This is a genomic window from Paenibacillus terricola, from assembly GCF_014779765.1.
In the GTDB taxonomy this organism is placed as follows: Bacteria; Bacillota; Bacilli; order Paenibacillales; family Paenibacillaceae; genus Paenibacillus_T; species Paenibacillus_T terricola.
The window spans coordinates 1-17,424 of record NZ_JACXZA010000005.1; the positions used below are offsets into that span (position 1 = coordinate 1).

At 49.5% G+C, this 17,424-nt stretch carries 7 protein-coding genes; 1 reads left to right on the forward strand and 6 read right to left on the reverse strand.

Annotated features, from left to right (window positions below; genetic code table 11):
* Nucleotides 1–476 precede the first annotated feature (476 nt).
* Nucleotides 477–1,601 carry a response regulator gene (locus tag H8B09_RS19125; protein WP_191205185.1) on the forward strand — a complete coding sequence of 375 codons (1,125 nt, stop codon included), beginning with the start codon at nt 477–479 and terminating at the stop codon, nt 1,599–1,601.
* A gap of 66 nt (nt 1,602–1,667) precedes the next feature.
* Here H8B09_RS19125 and H8B09_RS19130 read toward each other — a convergent pair whose 3' ends face one another.
* From H8B09_RS19130 to H8B09_RS19155, 6 genes are all read right to left on the reverse strand, one after another.
* Nucleotides 1,668–4,814: a hybrid sensor histidine kinase/response regulator gene (locus H8B09_RS19130; protein WP_191205186.1), complete on the reverse strand. Its 3,147-nt coding sequence runs from the start codon at nt 4,812–4,814 to the stop codon at nt 1,668–1,670.
* A gap of 113 nt (nt 4,815–4,927) precedes the next feature.
* Nucleotides 4,928–12,595, reverse strand: a complete 7,668-nt coding sequence (locus H8B09_RS19135) for an Ig-like domain-containing protein (RefSeq protein WP_191205187.1) — start codon at nt 12,593–12,595, stop codon at nt 4,928–4,930.
* 264 nt (nt 12,596–12,859) lie between these two features.
* Nucleotides 12,860–13,624, reverse strand: a complete 765-nt coding sequence (locus H8B09_RS19140; protein ID WP_191205188.1) for an SDR family NAD(P)-dependent oxidoreductase — start codon at nt 13,622–13,624, stop codon at nt 12,860–12,862.
* 80 nt (nt 13,625–13,704) lie between these two features.
* Nucleotides 13,705–14,439, reverse strand: a complete 735-nt coding sequence (locus tag H8B09_RS19145; RefSeq protein WP_191205189.1) for a LytR/AlgR family response regulator transcription factor — start codon at nt 14,437–14,439, stop codon at nt 13,705–13,707.
* 28 nt (nt 14,440–14,467) lie between these two features.
* Nucleotides 14,468–15,793: a sensor histidine kinase gene (locus tag H8B09_RS19150; protein WP_191205190.1), complete on the reverse strand. Its 1,326-nt coding sequence runs from the start codon at nt 15,791–15,793 to the stop codon at nt 14,468–14,470.
* A gap of 261 nt (nt 15,794–16,054) precedes the next feature.
* Nucleotides 16,055–17,380, reverse strand: coding sequence for a sensor histidine kinase (locus H8B09_RS19155; protein WP_224753781.1), 1,326 nt, complete (start codon nt 17,378–17,380; stop codon nt 16,055–16,057).
* Nucleotides 17,381–17,424 lie beyond the last annotated feature (44 nt).

The following is a 17,424-nucleotide window of genomic DNA, read 5'->3' on the forward strand; positions in this document are numbered from 1 at the left end:
GATCAAACTCTCCATAAAAGAAGTGCTTGTTTAGCTCATTTAAAACATTTAAACTGACAGTTTCGCTCGTTGTTCAGTTTTCAAAGAACAATTTCGACAACTTTTACATCTTACCAGATGTTAATCAGTGTGTCAACAATTTCTTTTCGTTTTGTTTCGACAACGTTCATTATCTTATCACATGATCGTGTGTCGCGCAAGCTCTTTTTTCATTCATTTATCGAAGTTATTCACTTCAACATTTGATTACTTTCAAGCTCGCCGGCGCCTACGTTTCTCGGCCGGAATTAGAATATACCATAGCCCGGCAACACATTGCAACTACTTTCGACAAGTTTTTCGAAACTTTTTGTCTAGTGTTGTAGAAACATGTGAAACCTTACCCTAATTCCAGCCGTAATGCTGATTCTAACGTACTTTTATAACCATACATTTGTTAGAATAGGGATAGTAACGCGGTAAAAGGAGCATTCGTAATGAACGTAATGATTATAGATGACGAACGAATTGCACTAAATTACTTAGAACGCCAATTAAGCACCTTCCCCAGTGTATCGATCGTTGGTGCCTATATGAACCCACTGCTCGCGATAGACGCCGTTAGATCCAATCGTCCTGATGCTGTGTTTCTAGATATCGACTTGCCCGAAATGAATGGCATTGAACTCGCCGAACGTATCCTTGAAGTCGATCCTTCCATTCAAGTCGTCTTCGTAACCGCCTACAACCAATTCGCCGTCCATGCTTTCGAGATCAGTGCTATCGATTATATTATGAAGCCCTACGAAGCCGGGAGATTGCAGAAGACGATCCAGCGGATTAGCGAAAGACGAAACCTTCAGATCGAGGATACACCCGATGAAACATTATTAAAGGTACGGGTAATGCGTCAACTTACACTCGCAACCGTCAGCGGCTTGACCAAACCTCTAAACTGGCGAACAGTGAAGGCAGCAGAGTTGTTTCTTTATTTGTTGCAAAATCGTGGCCTGCTTGTCCGCAAATCGACGATTATCGATCAGCTGTGGCCGACCCATGATACCGACAAAGCCTATTCGCTGCTTTATTCCGCTGTCTATCAAATCCGCAAGACACTTGCCGACTTTAGTGAACATTTTCAAATCGTCAATCAATCCGAAGGCTACATGCTGACGCTCCATAACGTATGGCTCGATGCTGATGATTGGCTGAAGCAGCTTGATGAGCTTCCTGAGCTTGACGAGCATTCAATCGCAGCACACGAATCCGTCATGTCGGAGTATACCGGGGACTATCTTCGGAGCTATGACTACCTGTGGGCGGAGGGCGAACGCGAACGGCTAATAATGAAGTGGCTTCTCTTAGCTCATCGAATCGGGCAATGGCATGTGGATAATGGCAATCCGGAGAAGGCGTTAACCGTCTATTCAGAGATTTGTCATAGGTATCCGACTGCAGAAGACGCTCATTATAATGTGATGAGAATATATGCCTCCATGGGGAAACATGCCGCGGTCAATCAACATTACGAGCAATTGTGCAGCATTATGACTGAGGAGCTCGATGTGAGTCCAAGCGGTTACATAAGAGAATGGTTCGATCATTACATGCAGCAATCCTAATACTATCCCTGCAAACAAAAGCGCAGCTGAACGTGTCTTATCGACATGCACAGCCGCGCTTTATCGTTACTTCGAAATGATCTCTTCTTTATTAAATGCACGCGGAATGACGAATGAAGCGATCAATCCTTCACCGGAACGGCTGTGGATCGACAACCCCCGCCCGTATCTTGCAAGCAGTCGGCGGTTCGTGTTGGCCAGCCCGACTCCTCTTTTTCCTTTGCGCACCGTATCAAACGCTTTGAGGATTTCCGCTTCATCCATCCCTTTGCCGTCATCCTCTACCTGAATGACCATGCTGTCTTCCTGTTGAATAATCCGGATTGTCACGGTACCGCCTCGGAACTGCTTCATAAGCCCATGCTTAACAGCGTTCTCCACCAGAGGCTGAATCGTCAGCGGAGGCAGCAGCCAGCGTTTATCTACATGAATCTCCCACTGGATTTGCAGCCGTTCTTCGAACCGTTCCTTCTCAATAAGCAGATAGGCTTCAACCAACTCCAGCTCGTGAGACAACTCAACCAATTCATCCGTATTCACGAAATCGATGCTGATGCGCAGGAAGGATGCGAACGCTTCGCCCATTTTGCGCATTCTGTCCGTATCGATCGTGCTGAGCGCCATGATGGAATGCAGCGTATTGAATATAAAATGCGGCTGGATCTGCGCATGCAAATAAGCTGCCTCCATCCGAAGCTTGTCATTGATCGACTGCTTCAGCCCGGTCCACGATCTTACCCGGTATTTCAATTCTACGGCATCGGCCGGCTTCGTCACATAATCGTTAGCACCCGCAACAAATCCAGCATATATATCTTCCGGCTGAGCGCGGGCAGTGAGCAGAACAATCGGAAGCTCCGATAACGAATAACGCTCCCTTACCCTCTGAGCCAATTCATAGCCTGACATATGCGGCATCATGACGTCGGCAATAAGCAGATCCCATTGCCGCTTCCCGATCAATTCCAGCGCCTCAAGCGCCGATGATGTGGTCGTTACAATGTAGGGCTCCATCGACAGGATGCCAACCAGAACGCTCAGGTTTACGGGATCATCATCTACAACGAGAATATTAGACTTGCCATGATTGAGCAGTGTTGTATCGTCTTCAAGAGTTGGTGCCAGTCGAATTGCCGCATCATAGACAGGCGAAGTTATCGATTCCAATGGGAGAATCGTTTCTTCCAACATCACGCTTGGACTTGTTGACACATGGGTAGCATCTGCAAGCGCAAGATCAAACTTGAACACCGATCCAGCTCCAAGGTCAGAGCTTACCGTCAAAGCACCGCCATGCAGCTCTACGAGCTGCTTGCATATGCTTAGTCCGAGACCAAGACCACTTCCATCTCCGATCCCGACATCCCCTTGTTCATAAGGCGTGAACGCTTTAGCTTGCGTTGTTGCGTCCATCCCGATGCCCGTATCCGATACTAGCAGAACTAGTCGGTTGCCCTTCTGTTCAGCCGACACGCGTATCGTACCCGCTTCGGTGAATTTGATTGCATTATGGATCAGGTTGTACATAATTTGTACGATCCTCTTCTCATCTGCCCATACAGGCGGCGTAGCGGCATCTATGTCCATCACTAATCGAACAGGCTTGCCCTTCACCATGAAGGAGAAAATATCGAATATAGCAGGTACGACCGATTGAACCGCAAACGCCTGATGCTCTAGTGCAATGCGCTGCTCTTTCAAACGTGCAACGTCGAGCAAGTCACCAAGCATATGGGACATGCGTCTGCTAATCGTAATCAGCAGTTCCATACTCCGCAAGCTATCCGCATGAAGACGGTGCTGCTCGTTGACTGCAATGGTTTCTGCAATATTCATAATGCCATGCAAAGGCGTGCGAAGTTCATGCGACGTATTCGCCAGGAACTGGTCTTTCGCTTTATCCGCCTTCCGCAGCTGCAAGTTAAGCTCTTCATTGTCCCGAGAGTTGCGTATATACTTTTTGAACCAATAGGTTGAGAAACCAATAAGTCCAGCAATAATATCAATCGGATAAAATACAGTCGTCACATTATGCGCGGTCTCCACAAGACTCCAGATGAAATTCGACGCAGTGGTCGTGGCCAGCAATAACATGAAAATAATATCTGGATCGTCTTTATTGACCATCATACTGCCCACCAAATAGAGATACCATGCAAACGGGATCAAGTACATGGCATCAAAAATATGGAAGTGGATCAAGGTGTAAACAAGCCATGCAGGCGAAAATACCAAAAGTACGGTAAATGCCGATAGCAGCAGCATGTAGGCATTCAGCCACCTAACACGAGGCCTATTTGAAGCGAATCGCCCGAAGACATTCAAGAAGCAATAGTTTTGCCATAGGAGCGCAATCAACCTAATCTTTATCGCCCATGTATAATTGATAGGCAGCCAGAGCATGAGGACATTGTCGTGCCCGCTCAAGATTGCAACGCTAAGAGTCAACATGAACAGCGCCGCGACCAGTAAAGCCCGCTCCCTCGAATTGAATGAATAGAGGATGAGCGCATACAGCCCATGAAGCACCAAAATAATGAAAACGACTAGCTGAAATCCTATGGAATACCAACGCGAATAATCAAGCGACGATTGTGCGCCGAAACGAATAGGACGAGTAAGCCCACCATTATACGGCTCATCGTAGTTGGCCACACGTATCAGCAGTTCAATCTCCGTCGTCCCCTCATTCCCATAAGATGCCGTATAAGACACATTAGTAGGAGTATAGCCGTCAGCGGATGTGGCATACTTGCCAATCGCACTCGTGACGACACCGTTGATTTCAACTTCGGAAGAAGCTTGTATGCCCTGCAGCCAGAAAGCTACCGGCTCCTTCAGAGGATCAACCAGAATGCGCAATCGGTACGTCCCAAATCCATAAGCATGGTTGTCGGAAACAGAGCCCCAATTACCCGGCACCTTGACCTCCCGATAGTCCTTCTGTTCCTGTGAGTCGAATGACTGATGCGTCAGCAGCTGCCCAGGATACAGATCCCACTCGCCATTCAAGTATAAAGGCGGCGATCCCTCCAGATCGATGCCGCGTAAATCGACCACGCCATTAACCGCGTGATGCGACGACGAGGTAGGAAACAGCTCCGACCATCCCCAACGCAGCACGATAAGCACGATCGCTAATAGGAAAATAAATAGACTATGTTTGAACCGATAAGAGTTTAGTATTCGCATCATAAACCGTAGATTCGACATGAATCGACCAGATTCCTTTTCGGCTTTACTCGTTCATGCAACAGAAAAAAACCGTTCCTATCCGCTTGCGCTTCATAGGAACGGTTCGTTATTACAGCCGTGGAGTCGGCCTATTACTTCACATCATCCTCCAGGGCGCCTTTCCAACCTTCTCCGCCAGCTTCGTTGTGTACGGAGATGTGCGATACAGTCGCTTCTTGAACATCACCGAATGCCCAGTGCGTAGACGGCATATCAGGGAATATTGGAGCTAGACCCGTCAATGGACCACGATACAGCATACGGTTAATCATCGTAACCGCTTCGGCACGCTTGATCTTATCGTTCGGCTTGAAGCTGCCATCCGGATAACCCGTCAAGAATTTGCCGTTATATAGCGTCTCGATGATCGAGCCTGCCCAATGCCCAGCCGTATCTTTGAAATGGTTCGATGCGCTGCTGCTTACGTTGATCTTCAGGAATCGCGCCATAACGGCTGCCAGCTCTGCACGTGTAACAGGTGCATCAGGACGGAAAGTGCCATCCTGGTAACCGCTGAAGAGACCGTATTTGGACGCAATCTTGATATAACGGGTTGCCCAGTGTCCTTCACGGATATCCGTATACGGGAGCGTATACGCGATGTCGCCGTTATCGGTCAGACGCGCGACGATTGCCGCAAGTTCTGCACGAGTAAGCGAGCCGTTCGGCTTGAACTCTTTGTCCGGGTAACCAAGGATATAACGATAATGCGACAACTCGCCGAAACGATCGGAGTAAAGATGGATTGGCGTCGAAGCCTTCACTTCAATACCGGAACTGCTAAGCTGCGCTTGGAGCGTAACGTCGGATTCAGCTTGCTCCAGAAGCGGCCATTGAACCGTCAGCTTAATGCTGCCCGTTTGTCCGCCTGCAACATTAGCGATATCCCACACGATCGTATTGCCTTCAACCTTGCCTCCTGCTGCATCAACGACAACAGCACCTTCAGGCAGTGTTACTTTCACTTGACCAGTCGACAATGGCGTCGAGGAATCATTCTTATAGGTAACCGTTACTTGCGTTTGACCGCCCTCTTCAACCGTATTCGCATCAACGCTCAGGCTCAACGAAGCCTTAGGCGCTTCAACAACCGGTGGTACGTATATCGATGGTCTGCGCAGTTGAACATCATGTCTAACAATATCCGTCTCGACGGACAGTGTTCCGCTCGTATAGGTTGCATAACCATCCTTCGAAACGGTTATCACATAATCGGTGTGCGGATATACCATGTAAGCATATAAGCCGCTTGCATCGCTGAATTGCATCGGACTGTCGTTATCGTTAGGAGCAAACCCATCGATAGGCGGCAGCGTTACCAATGCGCCAGCCGTCAGCCCTTTCTTCTTGTTGCGTTCAGTATCCGCATACGAAAGTACGACCTTCGCATTCTCGATTACAGCATTCGTATCCGCATCGGTGATCGTTCCGTACGGATCGATCAGCTCTTCCGCGATATTCATCTCGCCCGTAGCCGAAACTTGCGCCGAGCCTTTACCGATTACAATCTCTTCTTTCGAATTGAAACGGTAACGGAACTCGAGTTCATAGTTGCCGACTTCTAATCCGTCTGCGTGGAAGACACCGTTGCTGTCAACTGGGAATGCTATCGGATTACCATTGTCAGAGACGTAGTCACCGTCTTCATTCTTCAAATAGACGAACATTCCTGTCGTCATATCGGATTTGAGCAGCGCCTTCGAGCCATCTGGCTGCTGCATGAACGCAATGCCTGTAATCGTCTTGCTGGCAGCGAACGTCTCTTCGCCGGCTCCGCTTACGGTACCAACCGCAGCAGTTTGGTGGTATGTGACCTGTTTGGTACTATCGCCAATCTGAACCGGCTGTATGATATCGACGTTATAAACGACATTTCCTTTCGGAACGATGACTTTATACGCGCCCTTCTCATCCGTCAATACCGTTTCATCGAAATCAACGCCTGCTTCAATGACGCCATCGCCATTCAAATCGAGCGTTACGCGAACGCTTGCGCCTTGAACTGGCACATTCTTCTTACTATCAGGATCGAACTTCGTTACAACCCCTTTGACGGATGCCGGCATGAACGTTACTTTAATCTCGTCCTTGGCGGACAATCCTTTTACAGGATCGTATACGACAGCTTGAATCGCCATCTGTTGTTCAACTACACCTGTAATGAGCGGTACCTGATATGTAACCTCCGCTTGACCCTTCGCATCCGTTACAGTACTGCTGCCGCCAATGAACGTTCCTTGGCCTGCAGGGGCTGTGAAGTTAACGGCAACGCCTTCAACAGGTGCGCCATCCTCGTCCGTCAACACAGCGCGAAGCACAGTCGTTGACTTGCCGTCGCCTAACAGTTCCTTCGGATCAGCAGTCAATACGAGACCTGCTGCCGCAATTCTGAATTGGTTATCCGCCAGCTTCGCCTGCGATTCAGTCTGCAGCACGGTGTTAGCCGCGTCAACCGCTGTGAACGTCACGGTGTAAGCACCGCTCTGTGTCGCTGCTGGCAGTGTGAACGTTGTATTCACCCATAACTTGTAGCCGTCCGTCATCCACGTCGACGCATTAGCCAATTGAAGCTGAACTTGCGTCCCATCCACATTCGCTATAACGGATTCCGCCAGATGCGAACTGATTGCCGACAGCTTCAACTGCTGTTCAGGCAGCGTCTTCACGACGGTTGGGTCTCCTTGCTCCTTATCGCCTACCCAGCCTTCAAGCGGCTTCTGGAGATTGATAACAACTTCAACAGATGCGCTCTTATGATCATCTTCATCCGTAACCGTATACGTGAAGCTATCTACGCCAGCTGTAAACCCTTCAGCCGGTGTATAAATCCACGATGCACCAGTCGGATCCGATGTATCTTTCGTAAGCGTACCTTTCGCCGGTTCGCTCTCGATCGTATAGATCAGCTTATCCTGCGTCGTTTCGGGATCATTGCCTTGCAATGCAACGTTAATCGATGTTGTTCCTTCGTCCTCCGTATAACCAAGCGGTACCGCAGTCGGCAGTCCTGCCGCTGCAACGTAGAACTTGTTATCCGCCAGCTTCAGAGACGATTCTGTCTGAAGAACAGTGCTAGTCGCATCAGCAGCGGTGAACGTAACCGTATGGTTGCTGCTTGCTGTATCTGTTGGGAGCACGAACGTTGTGTTCACCCACAGCTTGTAGCCATCTGTCTCCGCAGTCGATGCATTAGCCAGTTGGAGCGAAACAGGAGTGCCATCTACATTCGCCGTCACAGACGCTGCAAGATGCGAGCTGATTGCCGACAGCTTCAGCTCCTGATCCGGTTGTGCTTTGACTACTGTTGGATCACCTTGCTGTTTGTCGCCAACCCAGCCGTCCAGAGGCTTCTGAAGATGGATAACGACCTGAGCAGGTGCACTCTTATGATTATCTTCATCGGTAACCGTGTACGTAAAGCTGTCTGTACCGGATTTATAATCAGCTGCCGGTGTATAAATCCACGATGTGCCTGTCAAATCTGTTGCGTTCTTCGTTAACGTACCTCTGGATGGATCGCTCTCGATCGTGTACGTCAGGTCGTTCTGCGAAGTTTCCGGATCGCTGCCTTGCAGCTTAACGTTGATCGATACTGTTCCTTCATTATCCGTATAGACCAGCGCTACTGCAGTCGGAAGTCCTGCTGCTGCGATATAGAACTTATTATCCGCCAGCTTATCATTCGACTCCGTCTGAAGAGTAGGATTCGCTGCATCAGCCGCAGTGAATGTAACCGTATGGTTACCGTTCGTTGTGCCCGTCGGGAGCACGAACGTCGTATTCACCCACAGCTTGTAGCCGTCCGTCGTCCAGGTTGTTGCATTAACAAGCTGAAGCGGAACCGAATTACCGTCCACCTTCGCTGTCACGGATGCCGCAAGATGCGAACTGATCGCCGACAGTTTCAACCCTTGGTCAGGTTGTGCCTTAATGATTGTCGTGTCGCCTTGCTGCTTGTCGCCAACCCAGCCGTCTAACGGCTTTTGAATATGAATAGTGACCTGAGCAGGTGTGCTCTTATGACCATCTTCATCGGTGACGGTGTAAGTAAATGTATCTGTCCCGGTAAAATCATTTGCCGGCGTATAGATCCACAACGTCCCTGTCGAATCCGATGGATCTTTCGTTAGCGTACCTTTGGATGGGCCGCTCTCAATCGTATAAATCAGATCGTTCTGCGCTGTTTCAGGGTCGCTGCCCTGAAGCGTAACGTTGATCGACGCTACCCCTTCATTGTCCGTGTAGACAAGAGCAGTAGCCGTTGGCAGTCCTGCTGCCGCAATGTAGAACTTGTTATCTACAAGCCGCACAGGCGATTCCGTCTGAACCGTTTGTCCAGCCGCATTCGCTGCCGTGAACGTTACGGTATGAACGCCGCTTGTCGTGTCCGATGGGAGCACGAATGTCGTGTTCGCCCATAGCTTGTAGCCATCCGTCTGCCATGTGGACGCATTAGAAAGCTGAAGCGGAACCGCGCTGCCATCTACTGTCGCCGTTACGGACGATGCAAGATGGGAACTGATCGCCGACAGTTGAAGGCCATGATCAGGCTGCGCCTTGACTACTGCAGGGTCACCTTGCTGCTTGTTGCCGACCCAGCCGTCCAGCGACTTCTGGACATGGATAGTAACCTGAGCAGGTGTACTCTTATGAGCATCTTCATCGGTAACGGTGTAAGTAAAGCTGTCTGTACCGGACTTAAAATCAGCTGCCGGTGTATAAATCCACGATGTTCCCGTCAAATCTGTTGCGTTCTTCGTTAACGTACCTCTGGATGGATCGCTCTCGATCGTGTACGTCAGGTCGTTCTGCGCTGTTTCCGGATCGCTGCCTTGCAGCGTAACGTTGATCGATACTGTTCCTTCGTCATCGGTATAGACCAGCGGCACTGCAGTCGGAAGTCCTGCCGCTGCGATATAAAACTTATTATCCGCCAGCTTATCATTCGACTCTGTCTGAAGAGCAGGATTCGTTGCATCAGCCGCTGTGAATGTAACCGTATGGTTACCGCTCGTTGTGCCCGTCGGGAGCACGAACGTCGTATTCTCCCACAGCTTGTAGCCGTCCGTCGTCCAGGTTGTTGCATTAACAAGCTGAAGCGGAACCGAGTTACCGTCCACCTTCGCTGTCACAGATGCCGCAAGATGCGAACTGATCGCCGACAGCTTCAACCCTTGGTCAGGTTGTGCCTTAACGATAGTCGTGTCACCTTGCTGCTTGTTGCCAACCCAGCCATCCAGCGGCTTCTGGACATGGATGACACCAGTTGCTGGCGTACTCTTCTGGTTATCTTCATCGGTAACGGTATAAGTGAAGCTGTCCGTGCCTGTAAAGCCGCTTGCCGGCGTATAGGTCCAAGAAGCACCAGTCGGATTCACCGAATCTGCCGTAAGCGTACCATGTGCCGGGGATGTCTCGATCGCATAAGACAACTTGTCCGACGAAGATTCTGGATCGCTGCCTTGCAGCACAACATCAACGCTGTGCGTCCCTTCATCCACCGTAAATGTAACCGGCTCTGCAGTTGGAATGCCGTTGTAGTTGATCTTCACTTGTGCCGGCTGCGCTGAATCATGCATGCCGTCATTGCCGATCCAAGTAAACGTCGGAACGGTTCCATCTGCAAGATTAGCAGCAGGCGTGAACGTAAGCGTTGCAAGTTCAGATGCCGTCAGCACTACCGATTGCCCTGGTGCAATCGCTGCAGCACTTGCTCCTGACTTCGTATACGTGATCGTTCCCATGCTGGCGAATCCAGTCGGAACGGAAATGCTAGCCTGTTGGAGTGCGTCGCCATCAGCATCCTCATAAGAGGCAGCAATGGCGAAATCGTTCGTCGTAAATACGGTAGGAGTTCCTTTCTGACCGTTCTTGACGATATCGTACACGACAGGAGGACGGTTAATAATGATCGTGACCGTCTTCGGCACAAATGCATATTGGAGACCGTCCGAGCCATTCCATTGGAAGGATGTCGAACCAGTCGCACCAGCCTCCGGAATAAATACGACATGCGAGGATTGGGCTAACGAGAGCTCCTGTCCTGCCGTAATATCAGTAAACGAACCGGATCCGTTATCCAGAGCGAGCTTGCCGGTCGTTGAATCCGGCAGCGTAACAATCTTGACGCCCTCGATCGATTCATTACCTGGATCGATGTAGTGGGCTGTGAAATCACCGAGTGTAATCGGCAGCGTCAGATCGCCGAATTTCGCGACTTTCACAAAATCCTGTACCTCTGGCGAACTGTTAATCGTGACCGTAGCGTCATCGGTTGCAAATCTCGTGCCGTTGTAGCCGTTCCACTTGAACGTTGCAGTGCCGTCGAAGCCTGTTGGCACAGGAACAAACGACAAACTTGGCAGGTCGCCCACTGCGATCAATTGACCAGCAGTTACAGGTACCGCGTTCAGTTCCAGTTTGCCTTTGGCAGCGTCCGGCAGTTCCGTAATGCGAACCGACTGCAGATTCGTGCCATTAGGCGCTCCGCCGTTCAGCTTGAAGTAATGGTCCTGGAAGTCGGATTTCGCGAATGCCGTTGGGTCAGAACGAAGACCGGACTTCGCAAAGTCTTGCACCACCGGATCAAGCGTTGAGAATGTCACAACATGCTCCGCTTTGCCCGGGTTCGTTCCGCTGGTCGTATCCTTCGCACCGCCATTATTACCGCGGTCATCGAAGAGTACAACGTTAACGACATACTCTTTGCTCGGATCAATGCCGCTGTCCGTAATGACGATGTTATTCCAATTCACTTCCGTACCGGCTTGAGGGGCAGGAAAGAGCTTTTGCTGGAGGCCCAGGTTGCGCTCGATCACTTGGCCGTTCACAACCGCCTTCTCGATGACGTTTACTTCTCCAGCGAAATTGTTGCCGGATACTTTGGGCAAGAAACTTGCATCAATGGTTACTTTGCCATTCTCGACTTTAAGCCCCGTGTTCGTGATTTCACCGGTCGTCCGGTCGCCCCCGTCGATAACAAGCTGGCCCCAGTCGATCGTCATCGACCAGTTCGTGTTTGGCGTACTCGAGGTGGTGCGAACGTCTTGATAGTAATGGTGAATCGTCACACCAACATAGTTGTCGCCCATTCCAATACGATCGAATTCACTTGGCGAGAACGACAATACGGTGGTATTCCATCTCGAATCCTGACCTGATAATGTACCAAGATAAGCTCGCTGAGGCATTTCCCTCTTATAGTTGATACCGTAGACGCCACCAACCAATGCACTGTCCGAACCGAGACTTGAAGTGATCCCTGAAGCTTTCACTGCATTATTCCATTGGGTGCTGACCGGCCAGGTCGTGTATGAAGTCCCTGGCGCAATATCGGAAGCCGTCGATGAGAAGTAGACGCGGTCCCATTCACCGCTTGCGGCGAGCGCTTCCTTATATTCGTCGACGTCATACGCACGGATAAGCAGCTGTGCGCTCTTGACCGGCTTCTTGGCTACACCCGTAATCTTGAAATCAATCGGGTACTTCGTGTAATTATCGGCCGTCTGCTTATTCTGGTTCTTCAAACTAATATCCAGATCGCCGTCGGCTGCGCTCGTCGCTGCACCGCCACCCCAATTGTCGGTATCCGTCATATAGGCGGCACCCAACAGTCCAGGGTCAACAGCAGCTTGCGCTTGTCCTGGCGGAACGAGCAGCGAGCCAGACAACATCGCCCCCGTCAGTGTTAGAGCAAGAAGCTGATTGCGCAGCGTCTTCCTGCCCGTCCTGTTCGTGTTCCTTGTCCTATCATTTAACACTTCGGTCTCTCCTTGTTCCCAAATTTCCATGCCTTTGTCGGCTATGGAGGTCTGACACTAATTGTAGCAACTGAAACTATACAATTTTTGAACAAGAGTCTCTGGCACTAAAACTAGAAGAGTCGATCCTAGATCGACTTCCCTATATTTCCTGACAAAGAACCACGAAGGATGACTATATCAACAGAAAAGACCGCTCCCTAATAGCTAGGAAGCGGTCTTCTATTTCCCCGGTAATAATTTGTCTAAAATACTCGTTACAATTTAGATGGTCGGCATTACGTTACCGCCTGAGACTGGTACGTATGCGCCCGTTATAAAGCTCGCCAGATCCGAAGCCAGGAAGGCGACAACATTCGCAATTTCCTGGTCTGTTCCCCGTCGGCGCAGAGGCACTTGGCTGTCATAACCTTCGCTGCGTTCGGTGCCATTCAACCGATCCCGCTCGCTGATCGTCCAGCCGGGCGCTACTTGGTTTACCGTGATCTGATGCTCGCCAATCTCCCGCGCCAGCACACGGCATACCCCGTCCATCCCCCGTTTGCCTGCAACGTAGGCGGACTGCGTCGGGAAGTTCTGCATCGCGCACTCCGTGTTAATGGCAATGACGCGTCCGCCGCGTTGTTCAACCATATGAGGCACGAACGCCTTGGTCGTATGAACAAGCTGCAGCACGGTTGTATTAAATTGATCCACGTAGTCCGCTACATCCTGCTCAAGTACAGACATCCATTTATATTGTGATACAGCGTTAGCAACAACGATGTCCGGCAGTTGGAACTGCTCTGCCACCTGCGCCTGCATCCGCTGAACCGATTCCAGCTGTCCCATATCTGCTTGTACGATAAACGCCTGGCGACCAAGCTGCTCAATCTCCTGCTGCAGCTGCTTCGCCTTCGATTCACTGCTGTGATAGTGAATAATAATATTGGCTCCGCTCTGTGCAAGCGTACGTGCGATGACGCGTCCCAGTTCGCCTGTCGCCCCTGTTACGAGTGCTGTCTTGTTGGATAAATCGATCGAAATCATATGGCAGCCAGCCTCCTATATCGTTGTTCAAAGAGAAAACCGTCCTTGATTCGGACGGCCAAGTCTGTTCTTACATTCGATTAGTGCTGCACGATATCCTTCAACCCTTTGAGAAAACGGCTGGATGCATAGCAGATCTGTCCGTTCGTCATCCGAATCTCCCGCTTCGACATATCGACCTCGGCGATATTGTCCTTATTCACGACATACGAGTTATGGCACCGATAGAAGCGGCTGTCCATCTCGAGAATGTCTTTGAGCTTGCCGTAAAATTCAACTTGTCGATTGGTAGCATGCAGGATGATTTTGTGCAGTTGAGAGGAAGTCTCGAAGAACAGGATGTCGCTGTAATCGACACCTATCATTTTGTCGCCAGACTTGGTCTGGAAAACCTTTCGGTTGCTGTGCTTATTCATGAGATAACGTTGATTAGCTGTATCGATGCAATCGATGATCCGTTTCTGGATATCGGTGAATTTGTCTTTCGTTATATAGTCCATCGCTTCTACCTTATAGGTGAACGTCAGGTAGGTAAGCTCCGAGTGCGTCGTGATGAACACGATTGCGCCTTGGTTGTCATATTGGCGAATTTCCGCTCCAAGCGCAATGCCGCTTTTATCCTCCTTCAGATCCACATCGAGAAAATAAAGACCCGTCACCTGATTATTGCGCAAATAGTCGATAACATCTTCAGAATTCCCTGTGGACACGACGATCTTCATATCCAGGTTCTCAATCATGATGTAGTCAGACACATACTTCGTAATCTGGCTGCGCTGCTGCGGATCATCTTCACAAATAAACACTTCGAGCATCGTTAATTCGCCTCCTTGCGTGGACTGGTCAACCAGTCATTCTCGACTTCGTTATCGGTCCGTTGAACACTTCGAGCAGTTGAATGAACTCACCGTTCACAATCTGTGTATCAAGTGTCGCGCTCTCCGTTCTGGACACGATTTCTTTCAGGTTGCTAAGACCAAGCCCCCTATTCGTTCCTTTGGTCGAGAAACCTCGCTCAAAGATTCGGTGAAGCTCCGGCGTATTGCTGCGGCAGCTGTTCGTGACCGCAATAAGCACCGATTGGTCCCGTTTGATGACGGCTGCTCGCACGGTTGGCGTCTCGCAATGCACAGCTTCTTCTATTGCATTATCGAGTAGAATGCCGAGGCAGCGGCACAGCTGGACGGAATCCATATTCACCTGCTCGATCGTCTCTACTACTTCAATGACCGCGTCGATCTTCAGCTCCTGCGCTTTGATCAGCTTGGAGGACAGAATGCCCTTGAGCTCCTGCAGCCTCACATTGTGCAGCGCACCCAGCTTGTAGTTATTCGACTGCATGCCTTGGCTGATCGGCATAATTCGTTCATTAAAGTAGCGTTCCAACCGCTCTGCGTCACCAGAACGAATGTAGTCCGACATCGTCAGCAAGATGTTGATATAGTCGTGGCGGAACTTCTGCATATCGATATAAAGCTGTTCCAGATTGTCCGTATATTCGGTCAGCCTGTCATATTGCACCTGCTTATTCTGAATGTCGGCTTCCTTCATCATGATTCGGACAAGCACGATACAAACGACAATCAGCAGGATGAAATAGAAGAAGAATAGAATGCTGTTGGCCCGGATATTATCATCGGTAAAGCCCTGCTGCTTGCCGATTAATATATTCACATAGAAGATAATAAGGGTGAGCGCACTGAGCACAGTGAACAGCAAGCCGTACCGTTTGATGGGCATTTCGTGGGTGATAAATATACGGAATAGGTAGCTGAAGGAAAGAGCCAGCAGTAAAGAGACCACGAGTGATAATCCGTTATAGAACGGTGTCTCCCAAGTATCCCCATTCGTTACAGGGTCCTTATGCAAAACTACGATATAAAAGGTGTTCACGATATAATCACTGATAACATTTATGATCTGTGCTAGGATAGGAACAATCGCGCCGATTACAGGCTTACGCAGACGTTTAATTATGAGGGCAGCGAGCCAACCTAGCACAGCAAATACGCCAATTGGACCTAGCCAATTATAGCTGAAATAACCGATTGCCTGTCCGCCAAGCAGCATGAGAAGCAAAGTGTCCCAGCCCAATCGCTGCCCAAGTAATAGACGAGCAGACACAACCATCATCGTAACCTGGATTAGTATGGAAATAAATATAATCATGTCTGCTGCTCCGAAATCAAAGTAGGCTCACACTTACACAATGGAGCTCTCTCCACCTCTACTATCTAGCAATACAGCCCAGTAATGGATAGTGTAAGATTTCTTCAATTGTAAGATATAGCTACTTTTCCAGTCAAGAATCGGACAGCGAATAGGCCGTTCAACACCGCGCCTGACAAATCGCTCGATCAGTGTGCTGAGCAGCCTAGCCTAGTTCTCATTTACACAATCTCCTGCAAATCGCTGCTTCTCGCGAACTTATCAGCCCGTCATTCTAGATTTCGTCGTAACCGGCGAACCATACACCTCGAGCAGTTGAATGAATTCTCCGTTCAAGATCTGCGTATCGAGCGTAGTACTCTCGGATTTGGCCACGATCTCCTTCAGATTGCTAAGACCAAGCCCCCGATTCGTCCCTTTGGTCGAGAAGCCTCGTTCAAAGATTCGGTAAAGCTCCGGCGTATCGCTGCGACAGCTGTTCGTAACCGCAATGAGCACCGATTGATCCCGTTTAATGACGGCTACCCGTACGCTTGGCGTCTCGCAATGTACAGCTTCCTCAATGGCATTATCGAGTAAAATGCCGACGCAGCGGCACAGCTGTACGGAATCCATACTTACCTGCTCGATCGGCTCCACTACCTCAATAACCGCATCGATCTTCAACTCCTGCGCTTTGATCAACTTGGATGAAAGGATGCCCTTAAGCTCCTGCAGCTTCACATTGTGCAGCGTGCCGAGCTTATAGTTATTCGACTGCATGCCTTGGCTGATCGGCATGATTCGATCATTAAAGTAACGCTCTAACCGCTCCATATCACCGGAACGGATATATTCGGACATCGTTAACAGGATGTTGATATAGTCATGGCGGAACTTCTGCATATCCATATACAGCTGCTCAAGATTCTCCGTATATTCCGTCAGTCGTTCATACTGCACCTGCTTGTTCTGCAAATTCGTTTCTTTCATCATGATCCGTATTAGAACAACACAGACTACGACTAAAAGAATGAAATAAAACAAAAACAAGATGCTATTCGCGCGAATATTCTCATTCGAAAATCCTTGCTGCTGGCCGATCCATATATTCAAATAAAAAATAAGCAAAGTAATGATGACCATCGCGGTAAGGAGCGCACCATAACGCCGAAAGAATGGCTCGTGATCTCGCATTGTACCAAATAGATATCTTCCGAGGTAGCTTAAAGCGAAGGTGAGCAGCATAATGCCGGTTACTCCAGAAACGAGATACTTATCCTGCATATCGGCGTTGGAGAGATCAAAAACCTGCTGCGCAAACAAAGCGATGACATAATCGCTGACGACCACCAAAATCATCGGAATCACAGCCACTATGATGCTTAACAGCCACCGTCTGCTCATATAGTATACGCAGCCTATCAGAAACACTAATATGACGAGACTGCTCATGGCGCCCATCAGCGGCAATAGAGCTAAACCTATCGTTAAAGATCCCGCCAACATAATCAACGAAAGTCCGAGTCCGATCCTTCGTTTCATTAATATCGGGATAGAGAAGCAGAATGTCGCCATCTGTATGAGCGAAGCTATAAACGTAATCATAACGATCCACCTTCGACTATTTTATTGGAATACCGCTGTCATTG

What these genes read in the sequence shown, in the direction of transcription:
- H8B09_RS19125 (WP_191205185.1), top strand. Translation starts at nt 477, where the DNA reads ATGAACGTAATGATTATAGATGACGAACGAATTGCACTAAATTACTTA.
- H8B09_RS19155 (WP_224753781.1), bottom strand. Translation starts at nt 17,380, where the DNA reads ATGATTACGTTTATAGCTTCGCTCATACAGATGGCGACATTCTGCTTC.
- H8B09_RS19145 (WP_191205189.1), bottom strand. Translation starts at nt 14,439, where the DNA reads ATGCTCGAAGTGTTTATTTGTGAAGATGATCCGCAGCAGCGCAGCCAG.
- H8B09_RS19130 (WP_191205186.1), bottom strand. Translation starts at nt 4,814, where the DNA reads ATGTCGAATCTACGGTTTATGATGCGAATACTAAACTCTTATCGGTTC.
- H8B09_RS19140 (WP_191205188.1), bottom strand. Translation starts at nt 13,624, where the DNA reads ATGATTTCGATCGATTTATCCAACAAGACAGCACTCGTAACAGGGGCG.
- H8B09_RS19150 (WP_191205190.1), bottom strand. Translation starts at nt 15,793, where the DNA reads ATGATTATATTTATTTCCATACTAATCCAGGTTACGATGATGGTTGTG.